Here is a 17161-nt window from a genome sequence, read left to right on the forward strand (position 1 = left end):
AATACTTTACAGAAACAAATGCAGCGCAAAGCACGCCCTGCAGCGCTGAAATGGCGCAAATGTAGTAAAATTTCTTGCAATCGCCACAAATGGGTAGTAAATTTACATTTGCAACACCACTGATAAGCGGCCACCCCGCGCGAGCGCGGCCGGGCTGCTGATACTATAGTCCCCCACACCACCTGCGACAATACGATTATGGCTCTTACCGATTTTGATCTGGTTCTGTTTGGCGGCAGCGGCGACCTGTCGATGCGTAAACTCCTGCCCGCGATGTACTCGCGCGACGTTTGCGGCGACCTGCCGCCCACCGCGCGCATCATCTGCGTCGGACGCCAGGAGTCCACTCAGGAGGAGTTTATCAACGTGGTCAACACCACGTCCAAGCCGCTGATCAAGTCGCCGGCCGTCACGCCCGAAGCCTGGGCGCGCTTCACCGCCCGCATCGTGTATGTGTCGCTGAACGCCACCGACTCGTCCACCTACGGCGCGCTGGTCGAGGCGCTGCGCGTCGATCCTGCCTTGACCCGCGTCTACTACCTGGCCACGCCGCCGCACCTGTTCGCGAAAATTTGCGACAACCTGAAAGAGAACGGCCTGGCCACCAAGAATTCGCGCGTGGTGCTGGAAAAACCGCTGGGCCGCGACCTGGCCTCGGCCAAGCAGATCAACGCCGAAGTGGGCCAGGTGTTCGAGGAATCGCAGATCTACCGCATCGACCACTACCTGGGCAAGGAGACCGTGCAGAATCTGCTGGCCCTGCGCTTCGGCAACATCCTGTTCGAGCCGCTGTGGCGCCGCGAATGGATTTCGGACGTGCAGATCACCATCGCCGAGAAGCTGGGCGTGGGCAACCGCATCGGCTACTACGACACCTCGGGCGCGCTGCGCGACATGCTGCAAAACCACCTGCTGCAGCTGCTGTGCATCGTGGCCATGGAGCCGCCAACCTCCATCGCGCCGGACGCCGTGCGCGACGAGAAGCTGCAGGTACTGCGCTCGCTGAAAAAATTCACTCCCGCCACGCTGGCGCAGAACATCGTGCGCGGCCAGTACCGCGCCGGCCACGTGGACGGCCAGGCTGTGCCGGGCTACCGAGACGAGCCGGACGCGCCGCAGAAATCGCGCACCGAGACCTTCGTCGCCATGAAGGCGGAAATCGACACCTGGCGCTGGGCCGGCGTGCCGTTCTACCTGCGCACCGGCAAGCGCATGGCCGACTCGCTGGCCGAGATCGTGGTGCGCTTCAAGCAGATTCCGCATTCCATCTTCAACCAGCCGACCAACAGCTTCCAGCCGAACTGCCTGGTGATCCGCCTGCAGCCGGACGAAGGCCTGCGCATGAACCTGATGGCGAAAACGCCGGGCGAAGGCATGCGCCTCAAGCCGGCCGAGCTGGAACTGGACTTCCGCGAAACCTTCAAATCGCCGCGCATGGACGCCTACGAGCGCCTGCTGCTCGACGTGCTGCGCGGCCAGCTGACCCTGTTCATGCGCGGCGACGAACTGGAAGCGGCGTGGGAATGGGTGGAGCCCATCCTGAACCACTGGGAGCAGGACGAGTCGGCGCCGACGCCGTACGCCTCCGGCACCTGGGGCCCCGCCGCCGCCAGCGCCCTGATAGGCCGCGACGGCCTGCAGTGGCGCGAAGAAGCATTGCCCGAGGACTGAGCAAGTGCTGCTCGACTCCATCCGCACCCAGCTCGATTCGCTCTCGAAGTCCGAGCGCAAAGTCGCGCTGGCGGTGCTGGACCATCCCAACCTGATCGTCGACCAGAACATCACTGCGCTGGCGCGCGCCGCGCAGGTGTCCGAGCCCACCGTGGTGCGCTTTTGCCGCACCCTGGGCTACGACGGCTGGCACGAATTCAAGCTGAAGCTGGCGCAGGGCCTGGCCCTGGCCCTGCCCGGCCTGAACGAGCAGCCGGCGCAGGACGACCTGGCGGCGGACCTGGTCAACAAGATCTGCAGCCGCTCCATCAACACCCTGCTCGACCTGCGCAACAACCTCAAGCCGGAAGCGATCCAGCAGGCGCTCGACATCCTCAAGCGCGCCAACAAGATCGAGTTCTACGGCCAGGGCACTTCCGGCATCGTGGCGGCGGACGCGCAGCACAAGTTCTTCCGCTCCGGCGTGCCCACCGTGGCCTACGCCGACCCGTCCATCCACAGCATCGCCGCCGCCCTGCTGCGCACCGGCGACGCGCTGGTGGCCATTTCTCAGCGCGGCAACAGCCCGGCGCTGGTGCGCTCGGTGAAGCTGGCCCGGCGCGGCGGCGCGGACGTGATCGTGCTGGCCCCGTCCGGCACGCCACTGGCCGAACTGGCCACGGTGCTGATCCCGATCGACCTGATCTTCAACATCGACCCCTACACGCCGATCTCGGCGCGCCTGGCCTACCTGGTGGTGATCGACGTGCTGGCCGTGGGCCTGGCCCTGCAGCGCGGCCCGGAATTCCGCAAGAAGATGCAGAACGCGCAGAAAGCGCTGCAGGAATTCGACCTGCAGTTCGACTCCTTCATCGGCTAGCACTCCGCGCGCCGGCACTACCCCGCCTCGATAAAGCTCTTGCCGACAAAAGTACGGCGCGCGCTGCCCCGCTCAACCTGGCTGTGCTGCGCGCGCAGCGCGGCTTGCGCCGCCTTGCTCCGTCCAGCTTGCGCCTCCGCCAGCTTGCCCGCCAGGAGCACGGCCGCCAGCCGCTTGTTGGCCAGCTGGCTGCGCTGCGCCTGCACTTTTACCGACAGGCCGCTGGCGATGTGCGTCGCCCTGACCGCGCTGCTGGTCTTGTTCACATGCTGGCCGCCGGGGCCGGACGCGCGCATCGCTTCAAAGCGGATTTCGCTGTCCGGCAACGGTTCCGGCGCCTCGTGCAAAGCGCCGCCGATGAACCAGTTCTTGCGCTTGTGCCCCGGCCGGTAAGGGCTGTCGCAAATCCACACCAGCGTGCCGCACCAGTTCTGCGCCAGTCCAAGCGCCATCCTGTTCTCCTCCTTGCTGGCCAGGCCAAGCAGCAGCGAGCTGTAGGTCCCGGGCACAGCGCCCGGTTCCTCTTCCAGCACTTCGACCTTGACGCCCGCCTTCGCACCTTCGCGCATCAGCGCCGCCAGCGCATGCCGCACCGCCAGGCAGCACTCCGCAGGTCCCGTGTTGGCTGTTAGTTGGAGCAATATCATCAGCAGCACTCCCCGCGTGTTTTGTAGGTCAGCAGCGGCTGGAAGCGCGCCACCGCTTCCACCAGGCCTGCGCCCTGCATGCTGTCGAGCACACTGCCGACGTCCTTGTAGGCTTGCGGCGCTTCCTCGTAAATCAGCGCCTTGTCCTCGCAGATCACGCGGCCGCCAAACGTTGTGCGCGCCAGCTGCGCGGGAGTCGCCTTGCGCTGCAGGCGCTCCTTGCAGTCGCCGCGTATCCATTTGCGGCCGGCGCCGTGAGCCAGCGATTGCAGGCTGACGCTGTCCTGTGCTGGCAGCGGCTGCAGCAGATAGCTGTAATCGCCGCGCGAGCCGGGCAGCATCACCATGCCCCGGTCGGACGGATTGGCGCCCTTGCGGTGCAGCCAGCCCGCCTCGCCATCGATGACGGCGGGCGTCACCAGATTGTGGTCCACATCCAGCACCATGGCGCCTTCGCTGCGCAGGCGCAGCAGCATGCGCAGGGCGATCAGGCGCCGGTTCAAGTGCGCATAGGACAGCGCGGCATCGTGCTGCCGCAGGTAATCCCGCGCCGCCGGGGTGCCGTCTTCGAGGCCGGCGTGGCCGTGCAGGTCCACGTGACGGCGCAGCACGATCTGGCCCAGCCCGCGCGAGCCGCTGTGCACCATCAGCTGCAAGCGTTTTGCCTGCAGCCCGGCGCCGTCAAACAGCTCCGGCTGCAAGACGGCGGACACCGATTGCAGCTCCACAAAGTGGTTGCCCAGCCCGATGGTGCCCAGCGCATGCATGCTGCCCGCGTCCAGGCCCGCCGCCGCCAGTTCGCGCTCCAGCGAGGCGAGCGCGCCCTCAAGACCGTCTGCATGGGCTCCGCCGCCATCCCCTCCTTGGTCCAGCGCGCGCTGCAATTCCGCCAGGCGCGACAGTTCGGCCTCGTCCGGAGGAACATCGAGGTTGCCGATCTGCTTGTCGAGCTTGTCGAGCTTTACTTTGCCCGCGAGCAGTCCGGTTTGCCACAAGCTGACGCCGCAGCCGATATCGCCGCCGCACAGCGCGGGATAAAAGCGTCCGACAGAAAAGAAGGAAGCGCCGACCGGATAGCCCCGGGCGGGATGCAGATCAGGTAATCCCACCACCCGGCGCATGCCGGCCAGCAGGGACGTGGTCTGGAGCTGCTGCAGCGCAGCACCTTCCAGCCACAGGTCGTCCGACGCCACGACAGATGCGCGGTCGGACACATTGCGAATGAATTTGCCCATTCTTGATTTCCATGTGTAGTCCTTTGGAAATGGGCACTGCCGGTAGCGCTTAGCTGACTGGCTTGCGCACGCGGGTATCCAGGCCCATCGAAGTGGTCTTCTCTTGTGATGCAATCATGATTAACTCCTTTCGTCTGTGGCTCTGGTTAAAGGGATGTCTACATTATCGAAACAGCCACGGTTTGGCAAGCGGTATTTCCAGCTCCCGGAAGATGCTAGAAGTGGTTGCGCAACAGCACGCCCAGCAGCAAGCCGCTGTTGGCCATGATGTAGGCAATGATCCAGCGCCGCTCGCGGGCCATTTCATAGATCAGGGCGTCGATCCGCTCGGTCTGCTTGCTGATCGCACCTTGCAAATCAGTACGCTGATCCCGCAGCGCCTGACTGAACTCGGTACGCAGTCCTCCCATAGTTTGGCTGAAATCGGTACGCTGGCCCTCCAGCGCCTGGCTGAAATCGGTACGCAGTCCTCCCAGTGCGTGGCTGAACTCGGTACGCTGGCTCCCAAGAGCCTGGCTGAACTCGGTACGCTGGACCTCAAGCGCCTGGCTGAACTCGGTGCGCAGCCCTGCCAGCGCCTGGCTGAACTCGTCGCGCGTCAGCCGTAACTCCTGCTTGAACTCCTCACGCTGAAGGCGTAATTCTTGACGGAATTCATCACGCTGCTCCCGTAAGGCCTGCTTGATGTACTCGCGCTGCTCGCTCAAAGCCTGGTCAAAACAGACCCGCTGGGCATTCAGCGCGTGTGTGAATTCACTGCGCATCGCATCGACTGAGCGCTGCAGCGAACCCAGCGAAGTAAGGACATTGTCCATGTTGACCTCCAGCCTGACGATACGGACCTCATGCCCATGTTCGTCAGCGGCGGAACCCATGTCAAGCGGCGAGGCATTCATTTTTGCGCTCCTGTCCGATAGATCCTTCCATTTTGGCCCCCGCCGGCCAGCCTGCCTTGACGGGGCACAAACGTGCGCCGTGGATTGTGTACAATATGACACCCAGTCCATAACCTCAATAGCAGCCCTGCGCGCAACCATGAACCAACTCGAACAGCTCAAGCAATACACCACCGTTGTTGCCGACACCGGCGATTTCCAGTCGATCAAGGCCTACACCCCGCGCGACGCCACCACCAACCCTTCGCTGATCCTGAAGGCCGTGCAGAAGGACGAGTACAAGCCGCTGCTGCAAAAAGCGGTGCGCGACAATCCGGACGCGTCCACCGGCGACATCATCGACCACCTGCTGATCGCCTTCGGCACGGAGATCCTGAAGATCATTCCGGGCCGCGTCTCCACCGAGATCGACGCCAAGCTGTCCTTCGACACCGCCGGCAACGTGGCCAAGGGCCGCGAGCTGATCGCGCTGTACGAAAAAGCCGGCATTCCGCGCGAGCGCGTGCTGATCAAGATCGCCTCCACCTGGGAAGGCATCCGCGCCGCCGAGATCCTGGAAAAAGAAGGCATCCGCTGCAATATGACGCTGCTGTTCTCGCTGAGCCAGGCCATCGCCTGCGCCGAAGCGGGCGCCCAGCTGATTTCGCCTTTCGTCGGCCGCATCTACGACTGGTACAAGAAAAGCACCGGCATCGACTACGTGGGCGCGGAAGATCCGGGCGTGCAGTCGGTCAAACGCATCTACAACTACTACCGCAAGTTCGGCTACAAGACCGAAGTGATGGGCGCGAGCTTCCGCAACACCGGCCAGATCCTGGAACTGGCCGGCTGCGACCTGCTCACCATCAGCCCGGACCTGCTGCAAGCGCTGGCCGACGCCAACACCCCGGTCGAGCGCAAGCTGAGCGCGGCCGACAGCGCCAACGCCACCATCGGCAAGATTGCGGTCGATGAAAAAACCTTCCGCTTCATGATGAACGAAGACGCGATGGCGACCGAAAAACTGGCCGAAGGCATCCGCGCCTTCTGCGCCGACTCGGGCAAACTGAAGCAAATCATCTCCGGCATGCGCTGATCTTCCCGCAGCGCGGAACAGGCCAGGCCCACCGATGTGCGCCTGGCTTTTTTTACGTTTGGGGTGCGGAATCTGTACAAAACGTTACATTTGTCAGTGTTATACAATGTCCCGCACATCTGCATACCTCAACACACAACTCAAGAGACATCTATGAGATCAGTCCCTCGCTGCACTCCCGTCGCCGCCGCCATCATCACCCTCTCCATGCTTGCTGCCTGCGGCAAGAAAGATGACAAGGCGGGCGGTGCACCGCCGCCACCGCAGGTCGCCGTCTACACCGTCGCTCCGGCCACCGTCACCCTCTCCACCGAACTGCCAGGCCGCCTGGAAGCATCGCGCGTGGCGCAGGTGCGTGCGCGCACACCGGGCATCGTGCTGCAGCGGGTGTACAAGGAAGGCACCGACGTGAAGGCGGGCGAGATCCTGTTCCGCATCGACCCGGCCCAGTTCCAGGCCTCCTACGACAGCGCGCAAGCGGCCGTGGCCAAGGCCGAGGCCAACCTGGCGCAGGCCGAGCTGAAAGTGAAGCGCTACAAGCCGCTGCTGGCCGCGCAGGCCGTGAGCAACCAGGAATACGACGACGCGGTCACGTCACAGAAGCAGGCCGCCGCCGACCTGGCCACCACCCGCGCCGCCCGCACCACCGCCGGCCTGACGCTGGGCTACGCCACCGTGACCTCGCCCATTTCCGGCCGCGTGGGCCGCGCGCTGGTGACCGAAGGCGCGCTGGTGGGCCAGGGCGAAGCGACGCCGATGGCCACCGTGCAGACGCTGGACCCGATTTACGTGACCATCACCCAGTCGTCGACCGACGTGCTGCGCCTGCAGCGCGCGCTGGCGGCTGGCAAGCTGAAAGGCGCAGGCAACGGCGCCGCCAAAGTGACGCTGGTGACCGAGGACGGCCAGCCTTACCCGCAATCCGGGAAGCTGCTGTTCTCGGACGTGGCGGTGGATGAAACCACTGGCTCCGTATCCATGCGCGCCGAGTTCCCGAATCCGAACCGCAGCCTGCTGCCGGGCATGTACGTGCGCGCGCGGCTGGAACAGGCGGTCAACGAGGCGGCGCTGCAGGTGCCGCAGCAGGCCGTGGTGCGCGGTCCGGAAGGCGCCACCGTGATGGTGGTCGGCGCCGACAACAAGGTTACCGCCGTGCCGGTGAAAGCCGATGCGGCGCAGAACGGCAGCTGGATCGTCAGCTCCGGCCTGAAAGGCGGCGAGCGCGTGATCGTGGAAGGCTTCCAGAAGACCAAGCCGGGCGGCACCGTGACGCCGGCGCCGTGGAAGGGACCAGTTGAAGCGACGCCTGGCGCTGCGCCGGCTAGCGCTGCACCTGCGGCTCCAGCAGCTCCTGCGGCTCCAGCAGCTCCTGCGGCACCTGCGGCGCCGGCCGCTGCCGCGCCTGCGGCCAGCAAATAACCGGGAGCTCAGATGGCAAAATTCTTCATCGACCGCCCCGTCTTCGCGTGGGTGATCGCCCTGTTCATCCTGCTGGGTGGCGCGCTGGCGATTACTATGCTGCCGGTGGCGCAGTACCCCACCATCGCGCCGCCGTCCATCGTCATCACCGCCAACTACCCGGGCGCCACCGCCCAGGTGCTGGACGACGCGGTCACCAGCGTGATCGAACAGGAAATGAACGGCGCCGACGGCTTGCAGTACGTCGAGTCGCAGAGCGAGGCCAATGGCTCGGTCACCATCACCGTGACCTTCCTGCCCGGCACCAACCCCGACCTGGCCGCCGTGGACGTACAGAACCGCATCAAGCGCGTGGAATCTCGCCTGCCGCAGGCTGTGACGCAGCAGGGCGTGCAGGTCAACAAGGCGCGCTCCAACATCCTGATGTTCGTGGGCGCGTCCTCCAACGACGGCTCGATGGACCCGGCCGCCATCGGCGACTACCTGGCCCGCAACGTGGTCAACGAGATCAAGCGCCTGCCGGGTGTGGGCCAGGCCCAGTTGTTCGGCACCGAGCGCGCCATGCGCGTGTGGGTGGACCCGGCCAAGCTGGTGGGCTACAAACTCACCATGGCCGACGTCACCACCGCCATCCGCGCACAGAACGCGCAGGTCACCGCCGGTACGCTGGGCGACCTGCCCTCGCCGCGCTTCCAGACCTACTCCGCGCCGGTGGTGGTGCAAGGCCAGCTCACCTCGCCCGAGGAATTCGGCAAGGTGGTGCTGCGCGCCAGCGGCACCGGCGCCACCGTGCGCCTGTCGGACGTGGCCAGGATTGAAATGGCCGGCGCCAACTTCAACATCAGCGCGCGCCTGAACGGCAAGCCTTTCGTCGCCATCGCCGTGCAGCAGTCGCTGACCGGCAACGCGCTGGCCACGGCGGAGCTGGTGCGCAACAAGATGGAGGAGCTGTCCAAGTTCTTCCCTCCCGGCCTGACCTACACCGTGCCTTACGACACCTCGCTGTTCGTCAAGATCTCCATCGAGGAAGTGGTCAAGACCCTGCTGGAAGCGGTGCTGCTGGTGTTCATCGTGATGTACGTGTTCCTGCAGAACTTCCGCTACACCCTGATCCCCACCATCGTGGTGCCGGTGGCCCTGCTGGGCACCTTCGCCGTGATGCAGCTGGCCGGATTCTCCATCAACGTGCTGACCATGTTCGGCATGGTGCTGGCCATCGGCATCCTGGTCGATGACGCCATCGTGGTGGTGGAAAACGTGGAACGCATCATGAGCGAGGAAGGCCTGTCGCCGCGCGAAGCAACGCGCAAGGCCATGTCGCAGATCACCGGCGCCATTATCGGCATCACGCTGGTGCTGATCGCCGTGTTCATCCCCATGGCCTTCTTCGGCGGCGCCGTGGGCGCGATCTACCGCCAGTTCTCGCTGTCCATGGTGTCGTCCATGGTGTTCTCGGCGCTGATGGCGCTGACGCTCACGCCGGCCCTGTGCGCCACCATCCTGAAACCCGTGGAAGCGGGCCACCACCACGAGAAGAAAGGCTTCTTCGGCTGGTTCAACCGCAGCTTCGCCAAGACCGCCACCGGCTACCAGGGCGTGATCGCCAGGATACTGAACCGCACCGGCCGCTACATGCTCATCTTCCTGCTGATCTGCGGCGTGGTGGGCTGGCTGTATGCGCGCCTGCCGTCGTCCTTCCTGCCGAACGAAGACCAGGGCTACATCATCACCAACGTGCAGCTGCCGCCCGGCGCCTCCAAGAGCCGCACCGAAGCGGTGCTGAGCAAGGTGGAGGAATACCTGGCCAAGCAGCCCGGCGTGGCGCGCACCATTGCCGTGGCGGGCTTCAGCTTCTCGGGCAACGGCCAGAACGCCGGCCTGGTGTTCGTGCCGCTGAAGGACTGGAGCGAACGCGGGCCGGAAGACACGGCCGACAAGATTGCGGGCCGCGCTTTCGGCGCGCTGTCCGGCATTGCGGACGCCATCATCTTCCCGCTCAGCCCTCCGCCCATCCGCGAACTGGGCAACGCCACCGGCATCACCGCGCGCCTGCAGGACCGCAGCTCGCAAGGCCACGCGGCGCTGGTGGCCGCGCGCAACCAGCTGCTCGGCATGGCCGGCAAGAGCGAGATCCTGGCTGGCGTGCGTCCCGAAGGCCTGGAAGACGCGCCGCAGCTGCAAGTCGACATCGACCGCGACAAGGCCAACGCCCTGGGCGTGGCCTTCGCCGACATCAACAGCGCGCTGTCCGTGGCTTTCGGTTCGAGCTACGTGAACGACTTCACCAGCAGCGGGCGCCAGCAGCGCGTGGTGGTGCAGGCCGACGCGCCGCAGCGCTTGCAGCCGGAAGACCTGCTGCGCCTGAACGTGCGTTCGGCGTCCGGCTCCATGGTGCCGCTGTCGTCCTTCGCCACGTCGAAGTGGATCAACGGTCCGGTGCAGCTGGTGCGCTACAACGGCTACCCCGCCATCAAGCTGACCGGCAACGCGGCCCCGGGCCGCAGCACCGGCGAGGCCATGGCCGAACTGGAACGCCTGGCGACGCAGCTGCCGCCAGGCTTCGGCATCGAATGGACCGGCCAGTCGCTGGAAGAAAAAACCTCGGGCTCGCAGGCGCCGGCGCTGTTCGCGCTGTCCATGCTGGCCGCCTTCCTGGTGCTGGCCGCGCTGTATGAAAGCGAATCGATCCCGGTGGCGGTGCTGCTAGTGGTGCCGCTGGGCGTGCTCGGCGCGCTGCTGGGCGCCACCATCCGCAGCCTGCCCAACGACGTATACTTCAAGGTGGGCCTGATCGCGATTATCGGCCTGTCGGCCAAGAACGCGATCCTGATCATCGAGTTCGCCAAGGACTTGCAGGCGCAGGGCAAAGGCCTGGTCGAAGCCACGCTGGAGGCGGTGCACCTGCGCTTCCGCCCCATCATCATGACGTCGCTGGCCTTCATCCTCGGCGTGCTGCCGCTGGTGGTTGCGAGCGGCGCGGGTTCGGCCAGCCAGCGCGCCATCGGCACCGGCGTGATGGGCGGCATGATCACCGCCACGGTGCTGGCGGTGTTCCTGGTGCCGGTGTTCTTTGTCGTGGTGCGCAAGATATTCAAGGGAAGCGAACGCCAGCGCCGCCTGGCCGCGCATGAACTCGACCTCCCGGAGAAAAAAGTATGATGAAGACTGACTACAAGCTTGGCGCATTGACATCGGTTGCAGCGGCTGCGGCGCTGCTGCTGTCCGGCTGCTCGCTGTCGCCCACCTACCAGCGTCCCGATGCGCCGGTGGCTGCGGCCTACCCTGCGGCGCCAGCGGCTGCGGGCGGCGCCGCCAGCATCGCCACGGCTGGCAAACCCGCCGCCGATACCGGCTGGCGCGAGTTCTTCCGCGACGAGCGCCTGCAGCAGCTGATCGCCTCGGCGCTGGAATACAACCGCGACCTGCGCACTGCTGCGCTGCGCATCGAGGAAGCGCGCGCGGCCTACAACATCCAGTCGGCCGACCGCCTGCCCATGCTGAACGGCACGCTGGGCGGCAGCCGCGTGAAGACGCCGCGCTCGGTGTCCGCCACCGGCGCCGACATCACCAGCACCCGCTTCGACGCCGGCGTGGGCATCTCGTCCTTCGAGCTGGACTTCTTCGGCCGCGTGAAAAGCCTGAACGACGCCGCCCTGGCCGCCTACCTGGCCACAGACGAAGCGCGCCAGGCGGCGCAGATCAGCGTGGTGGCGGAGGTGGCGAAAGCCTACTTCACCGAACGCGCCTATGCCGAGCAGTACAAGCTGGCGCAGCAGACCTACGATGCACGCGCGCGCACCTACCAGCTCACGCAGCAGCGCCTGGAAGTGGGCGCCTCCTCGCGCCTGGACCTGCGCTCGAATGAAACGCTGATGGAAACGGCGCGCGTGGCCGCCCTCACGCTGGCGCGCCAGCGGGCGCAGGCGGAGAACGCGCTCACGCTGCTGGTGGGCCAGGCGCCCGCCTCGGCCGCCAGCGGCGCCATGGCCAGCGACGCCGCCATCGACGCCATGAGCGCGGTGCCGGAAGGCTTGCCGTCCGAGCTGCTGGCGCGCAGGCCGGACATCCGCGCCGCAGAGCAGCGGCTGAAGTCGGCCAACGCCAATATCGGCGCGGCGCGCGCGGCCTTCTTCCCGCGCATCAGCCTGACGGCGGCCATCGGCAGCAGCAGCCCGGACTTCTCGGGACTGTTCGACAGCGGCACCGGCAGCTGGTCCTTCGTGCCGCAGCTGGTGCTGCCCATCTTCGACGCCGGCCGCAACCGCGCCAATCTGAACCTGAGCGAAGTGCGCAAGAACATCGCCGTGGCGGACTATGAGAAGACCATCCAGACCGCGTTCCGCGAAGTGGCCGATGCGCTGGCAGCGCGCACCTACCTGGGCAGCCAGGTGGCAGCGCAGCGCGCCGTGCAGGATGCGCAGGCGGACCGTCTCAAGCTGCTCCAGCTGCGCTTCGACAACGGCGTGGCCAGCTCGCTGGACGTGCTGGACGCGCAGCGCGAGCTGTTCAGCGCCGAGCAGTCGCTGGTGCAGGCGCGTTTGCTGCGCACCACCAGCGCCATCGAACTGTACCGGGCGCTGGGCGGCGGGCTGAAGTAGCGCCGCCTCCGCGGCGGGTTACGCTGCGCTAACCCGCCCTACGCGGCGCCACAGTCATCGGTGGTATGCAACGTAGGGCGGGTTAGCACGCAGTGCGTAACCCGCCAATGCAAGCACGCCGCTGCGTTAAAATATTCCCATGACTTCCTCCCCCATCACCATCCGCCTCGGCCAGCGGGCGCGCCAGCGCATTGCGGCCGAGGGCATGCAGGCGGCCGACGTGGCCATCATCCCGGCTGCGGCAGGCGGCCCGAAAGGCCTGATCCTGCATGGCCTGGACCGCTGGCTGTTCGGCGACTTCCTGAAACAGGCGCCGCGCCAGCGCCGCCTGATCGGCGCGTCCATCGGCGCCTGGCGCATGGCCGCCGCCGCCTTCCACGATCCGGACGCGTCGCACCGCCGCCTGGCCCGCCTGTACACGCACCAGCGCTACCCGGCCAAGGTGGACGCGGCCTACGTCAGCAATACCTGCCGCGCCCTGCTCGACGAGCTGCTGGACGGGCGCGCCGCCGAAACACTGAACAACCCGCAGTACTCGCTGTCCATCATCACCGCGCGCGGCGTGGGGCCGCTGGCGCAGGCGGCGGGCAACCGCTGGCGCGAACTGTCCGGCTTTTTGCGTGCCGCAGCAGGCAACGCGCTGTCGCGCAGCCGCCTGGCCGGCGCCATGGAACGCGTGGTCTTCCACGACGCGCGCGACAGCCAGGACTGGCTGCGCCAGGAATTCGACGCCTTCGCCAACCACTTCGTGGGCCTGTCCGAACACAATCTGCGCGACGCGCTGCTGGCTTCCGGCTCCATTCCCATGGTGCTGGAAGCGGTGTCAGGCATTGCCGGCGCCCCCGGCGGCGCCTACTGGGACGGCGGCCTGATCGACTACCACCTGCACCTGCCCTACCAGCGCGACCCAGGCCTGGTGCTCTACCCGCACTTCAGCGACTACATCGTGCCCGGCTGGCTGGACAAGTCCATGCCCTGGCGCCGCGCGCGCGACGCCGCCGTGGACAACGTGATCCTGGTATCGCCGTCCAAGTCCTTCCTGGCCACGCTGCCCAACGGGAAAATGCCGGACCGCGCCGACTTCAAGTTCTACGGCCAGGACCACGACACCCGCATCCGCGACTGGACCCGCGCCATCGGCGAGAGCGAGCGCATGGCGGAGGCCTTTGCACGCTGGTGCGACAAACCGGACCTGTCCCGGACCGTCCCGTTCTAAAAACAGTTGCCCCCTGGCCGCCAGTCGGCGCATACTCGTCGAAGCCGATGAGCGGCCGACTTGACGGGGGGATTCCATGAATTTTCTGTCCAATATGCGCATCACCACCCGGCTCGCGGCCGGGTTCACCATCGTGCTGGCGCTGTCCGTGGCCGCCACCGGCTACGCCCTGGTGCAAGCGCGCGCCACCGCCGAAGCCACCAAGCAGATGATGGCCAATCCGCTGGCGACCGAGCGCCTGGTGTCCGACTGGTATGTGCTGATCTACTCCGCCATTGCGCGCACCGCGCTGTTCGCCCGCACCACCGACGAGAAACTGCCCGTGGTGTTCGCCGACGTGGTGGCCGACAGCACCAAGCGCGGCTCGGCGCTCATCAAGAAGATCGAGGATCTGCTCGACACCGACGAGGAAAAGGAAATCATGAAATCCATCGTCGGCATGCGTAACAAATATCAGGACGCCAAGAACAAGGTGATGGACGCCAAGAAGGCCGGCGACGCCGCCGAATCGGAGCGCGCTTTCAAAGACGTGTTCATGCCCGCTGCGGAGACCTACCAGAAGCGCGTGCTGTTCCTGCTGGAGCACCAGCGCAAGGACATCGACGACACCGCCAAGGCCATCGACGCGGCCAACACCCGCAGCACCATACTGATGTCCGTCATGGGCGTGCTGCTGCTGGCTGCCGGCGCGCTGGCCGCCTACATCATCTCGCGCAGCATCACCCAGCCGCTGCGTTCCGCGCTGGCGGTGGCCTCCACCGTGGCGCAGGGCGACCTCACCACCACGTTCAGCAAGGAGAACCCGCGCGACGAAATCGGCGAATTGATGACAGCTTTGCAAACCATGAACGACGCGCTGCGCAATGTGGTGAGCCAGGTGCAGACCGGCACCAAGGCCATCGCCAGCGCGTCCAGCGAGATCGCCTCCGGCAATATGGACCTGTCCACGCGCACGGAAGAGCAAGCCAGCTCGCTGGAGGAAACCGCCTCCTCGATGGAAGAGCTGACCGCCACCGTGCGCCAGAACGCCGAGAGCGCGCGCCAGGCCAACCAGCTGGCGCAGACCGCCTCCGACGTGGCGGTGAAAAGCGGCGCCATTGTCGGCCAGGTGGTCGACACCATGGGCGCCATCGACGCGTCGGCGCGCAAGATCGTGGACATTATCGGCGTGATCGACGGCATCGCCTTCCAGACCAACATCCTGGCGCTGAACGCGGCGGTGGAAGCGGCGCGCGCCGGCGAGCAGGGACGCGGCTTCGCGGTAGTGGCGTCCGAAGTGCGGCAACTGGCGCAGCGCAGCGCGGCGGCGGCCAAGGAAATCAAGGAATTGATCGGCAACTCGGTGCAGCAGGTGAACACCGGCACCACGCTGGTTCAGCAGGCCGGCGCCACCATGAACGAGGTGGTGGCCAGCGTGCGGCGCGTGAACGACATCATGGCGGAGATGAGCTCATCGAGCAACGAGCAAAGCACCGGCATAGAGCAGGTAAACCGCGCCATCACGCAGATGGACCAGGTGACGCAGCAGAACGCCGCCCTGGTGGAGCAGGCCGCAGCGGCGGCCGCCAGCATGCAGGAGCAGGCCGCCAGCCTGGCCGGCGTGGCGGCGTCCTTCAAGCTGGGGAACGAGCAGCCGCGCCTCAGGAACCCAGGAACATCTGCTGCAGGTCGTTCAGGAAGCGCTGTCCTAATTCCGTCGGCTTGATCAGATTGTAGTCGCGGTACAGCAGGCCCTTGGCTTCGGCCGCGTTGAGCTGCTGCTCGATGGCGTTGATGGACAGGCCGGTGCGCTCGCTGAACAGATTGGGCTCGAAGCCCTCGTGCAGGCGCAGCGTGTTGAGCATGAATTCAAAGCCCATCTCGCCGCGTCCGATCTCATACTCCTCCTGCACCGGGTTGCCGGCCTTGACCGCTTCCATATAGGCTTTGGGCTGCTTGGAGCGCGCCTGGCGCAACACGCGGTGCGGGAACGAGATCTTCGAATGCGCGCCCGCGCCTATGCCCAGGTAGTCGCCGAAGTGCCAGTAGTTCAGGTTGTGCTTGGCGCGGTGGCCCGGCTGCGCGTAGGCCGACACTTCGTACTGGCCGTAGCCCTGGGCGGCGGTCAGCTCGGCGATCATGTCCTGCATGTCCGCGCTGGCGTCGTCGTCCGGCAGCACCGGCGGGTACTTGGCGAACAGCGTGTTCGGCTCCATCGTCAGGTGGTACAGCGACAGGTGCGGCGGCTTGAAGGACATGGCCGTTTCGATATCCTCGCGGGCCTGCTCCAGCGTCTGCGTGGGCAGCGCGTACATCAGGTCCAGGTTGAAGTTGTCGAAGTTGGCCAGCGCAATCTCCACCGCGCGGCGCGCTTCGCCGCCGTCGTGGATGCGGCCCAGCGCCGACAGATGTTCAGCGTTGAAGCTCTGGATGCCGATCGACAGGCGGTTGATGCCGCTGGCGCGGTAGGACTTGAACTTTTCCGCCTCGAAGGTGCCGGGGTTGGCCTCCATGGTGATTTCGGTGTCCGCGTCCATCGGCAGCAAGGTGCGCACGTCCGACAGCAAACGGTCCAGGCCCGCGGCCGACATCAGGCTGGGCGTGCCGCCGCCGATGAAGATGGTGTGTATCCTGCGGCCCCAGATCAGCGGCAGCGCCATTTCCAGGTCGCTGCGCAGCGAAGCCAGGTACTCTTCCTCGGGGAAGCCGCCGCCCTTGGCTTCATGCGAATTGAAGTCGCAGTACGGGCATTTGCGCACGCACCAGGGGAAGTGGATGTACAGCGACAGCGGCGGCAGCGCCGCCAGGTTCAGCGCGCCCGGCTGCAGGTAGTGCAGCGCGGTGCCGGCCGCAGCCTGATTGTGGCCGTGGCTGTGGGTGTGGGTTTGCGCCGCTTTGGCGCCAACAACCTTGATCGGTATCATTTCAGTTTCTCTACCAGGGCGCGCAGGGCCTGGCCACGGTGGGAGAGGCGGTTCTTTTCATCGGCCGTGAGTTCGGCTGCGCACTTGCCGAGTTCAGGGATAAAGAAATGCGGGTCATAGCCAAAGCCGCCGTTGCCGCGCGCCTCGGCGATGATCTGGCCGTTCCAGCGGCCGTCCGCGATCACCGGCTGCGGATCGTCCGCGTGGCGCACGAACACCAGCACGCAGTAATAGTACGCCGATTTGTCGGCGTGCGCGGCCAGGTCCGCGATCAGCTTGGCGCTGTTGGCGGCGTCCGACTTGGGCTCGCCGGCATAGCGCGCCGAGTACACGCCGGGCGCGTTGCCCAGCGCCGTCACGCACACGCCGGAATCGTCCGCCAGCGCGGGCAGGCCGGTCAAACGGGCCGCGTGGCGCGCCTTTTCCAGTGCATTTTCAACAAAAGTATGGTGCGGTTCGTCCGCCTCCGGCACGTTGTACTCGCCCTGGGCGCGCACGTCGTAGCCCACGGTGGCGAGCAGTTCGTTGAATTCCTTGAGCTTGCCCGCGTTGTTGGAGGCGAGGATGAGGCGTTGGGTCATGGCTGATGTCGGCTAGATTTCTGGAGCCGACATTGTAAACCACTGGCAAAATCCGGGGTCA

Annotated in this window: 13 protein-coding genes; 8 read left to right on the forward strand and 5 right to left on the reverse strand. The window is 65.9% G+C overall.

Annotation, left to right across the window (positions count from 1 at the left end; all coding sequences use genetic code 11):
* The first annotated feature begins 198 nt into the window (after window positions 1-198).
* Together zwf and KT882_RS24745 are read left to right on the forward strand one after the other, a co-directional pair.
* On the forward strand, window positions 199-1671 hold the full coding sequence (gene zwf / locus KT882_RS24740; RefSeq protein WP_161073621.1) for a glucose-6-phosphate dehydrogenase: 1473 nt from the start codon (window positions 199-201) through the stop codon (window positions 1669-1671).
* Window positions 1672-1675: 4 nt separating this feature from the next.
* A complete protein-coding gene (locus KT882_RS24745) occupies window positions 1676-2530 on the forward strand; it encodes an SIS domain-containing protein (protein ID WP_161073622.1) in 855 nt (284 codons plus the stop codon).
* Window positions 2531-2547: 17 nt separating this feature from the next.
* Here KT882_RS24745 and prfH read toward each other — a convergent pair whose 3' ends face one another.
* From prfH to KT882_RS24760, 3 genes are all read right to left on the reverse strand, one after another.
* Window positions 2548-3177 carry a peptide chain release factor H gene (prfH, locus tag KT882_RS24750; protein WP_161073623.1) on the reverse strand — a complete coding sequence of 210 codons (630 nt, stop codon included), beginning with the start codon at window positions 3175-3177 and terminating at the stop codon, window positions 2548-2550.
* On the reverse strand, window positions 3177-4412 hold the full coding sequence (locus KT882_RS24755) for an RNA ligase RtcB family protein (RefSeq protein ID WP_228893557.1): 1236 nt from the start codon (window positions 4410-4412) through the stop codon (window positions 3177-3179). Before KT882_RS24755 ends, prfH begins: the two co-directional genes overlap by 1 nt.
* A 215-nt stretch (window positions 4413-4627) precedes the next feature.
* Complete coding sequence (locus KT882_RS24760) at window positions 4628-5308, reverse strand: Mce/MlaD family protein (protein ID WP_228893558.1); 681 nt, start codon at window positions 5306-5308, stop codon at window positions 4628-4630.
* Between the two features lie 139 nt (window positions 5309-5447).
* Here KT882_RS24760 and tal point away from each other — a divergent pair, with 139 nt between their 5' ends.
* The 6 genes from tal to KT882_RS24790 all read left to right on the forward strand — a co-directional run bounded on the left by tal (window position 5448) and on the right by KT882_RS24790 (window position 15321).
* A complete protein-coding gene (gene tal, locus KT882_RS24765; protein WP_161073626.1) occupies window positions 5448-6383 on the forward strand; it encodes a transaldolase in 936 nt (311 codons plus the stop codon).
* 153 nt (window positions 6384-6536) lie between these two features.
* Window positions 6537-7802, forward strand: coding sequence for an efflux RND transporter periplasmic adaptor subunit (locus KT882_RS24770; protein WP_228893559.1), 1266 nt, complete (start codon window positions 6537-6539; stop codon window positions 7800-7802).
* Window positions 7803-7814: 12 nt separating this feature from the next.
* Window positions 7815-10961 carry an efflux RND transporter permease subunit gene (locus KT882_RS24775; RefSeq protein ID WP_228893560.1) on the forward strand — a complete coding sequence of 1049 codons (3147 nt, stop codon included), beginning with the start codon at window positions 7815-7817 and terminating at the stop codon, window positions 10959-10961.
* Window positions 10958-12400, forward strand: coding sequence for an efflux transporter outer membrane subunit (locus KT882_RS24780; RefSeq protein ID WP_228893561.1), 1443 nt, complete (start codon window positions 10958-10960; stop codon window positions 12398-12400). The genes KT882_RS24775 and KT882_RS24780 overlap by 4 nt, the downstream gene beginning before the upstream one ends.
* Before the next feature lie 139 nt (window positions 12401-12539).
* Window positions 12540-13616 carry a patatin-like phospholipase domain-containing protein gene (locus KT882_RS24785; protein WP_161073630.1) on the forward strand — a complete coding sequence of 359 codons (1077 nt, stop codon included), beginning with the start codon at window positions 12540-12542 and terminating at the stop codon, window positions 13614-13616.
* A 76-nt stretch (window positions 13617-13692) separates the two neighbouring features.
* Complete coding sequence (locus tag KT882_RS24790) at window positions 13693-15321, forward strand: methyl-accepting chemotaxis protein (RefSeq protein WP_161073631.1); 1629 nt, start codon at window positions 13693-13695, stop codon at window positions 15319-15321.
* On the opposite strand, the gene hemW is transcribed toward KT882_RS24790, so the two are convergent.
* Together hemW and rdgB are read right to left on the reverse strand one after the other, a co-directional pair.
* On the reverse strand, window positions 15257-16519 hold the full coding sequence (gene hemW / locus KT882_RS24795) for a radical SAM family heme chaperone HemW (RefSeq protein WP_228893562.1): 1263 nt from the start codon (window positions 16517-16519) through the stop codon (window positions 15257-15259). The genes KT882_RS24790 and hemW overlap by 65 nt on opposite strands.
* Entirely contained in the window at window positions 16516-17100 is a 585-nt protein-coding gene (gene rdgB / locus KT882_RS24800; protein WP_161073633.1) for an RdgB/HAM1 family non-canonical purine NTP pyrophosphatase, read from the reverse strand. Before rdgB ends, hemW begins: the two co-directional genes overlap by 4 nt.
* Window positions 17101-17161: the final 61 nt, after the last annotated feature.

The organism is Pseudoduganella aquatica, assembly GCF_020865585.1.
Lineage (GTDB): Bacteria > Pseudomonadota > Gammaproteobacteria > Burkholderiales > Burkholderiaceae_D > Rugamonas > Rugamonas aquatica_A.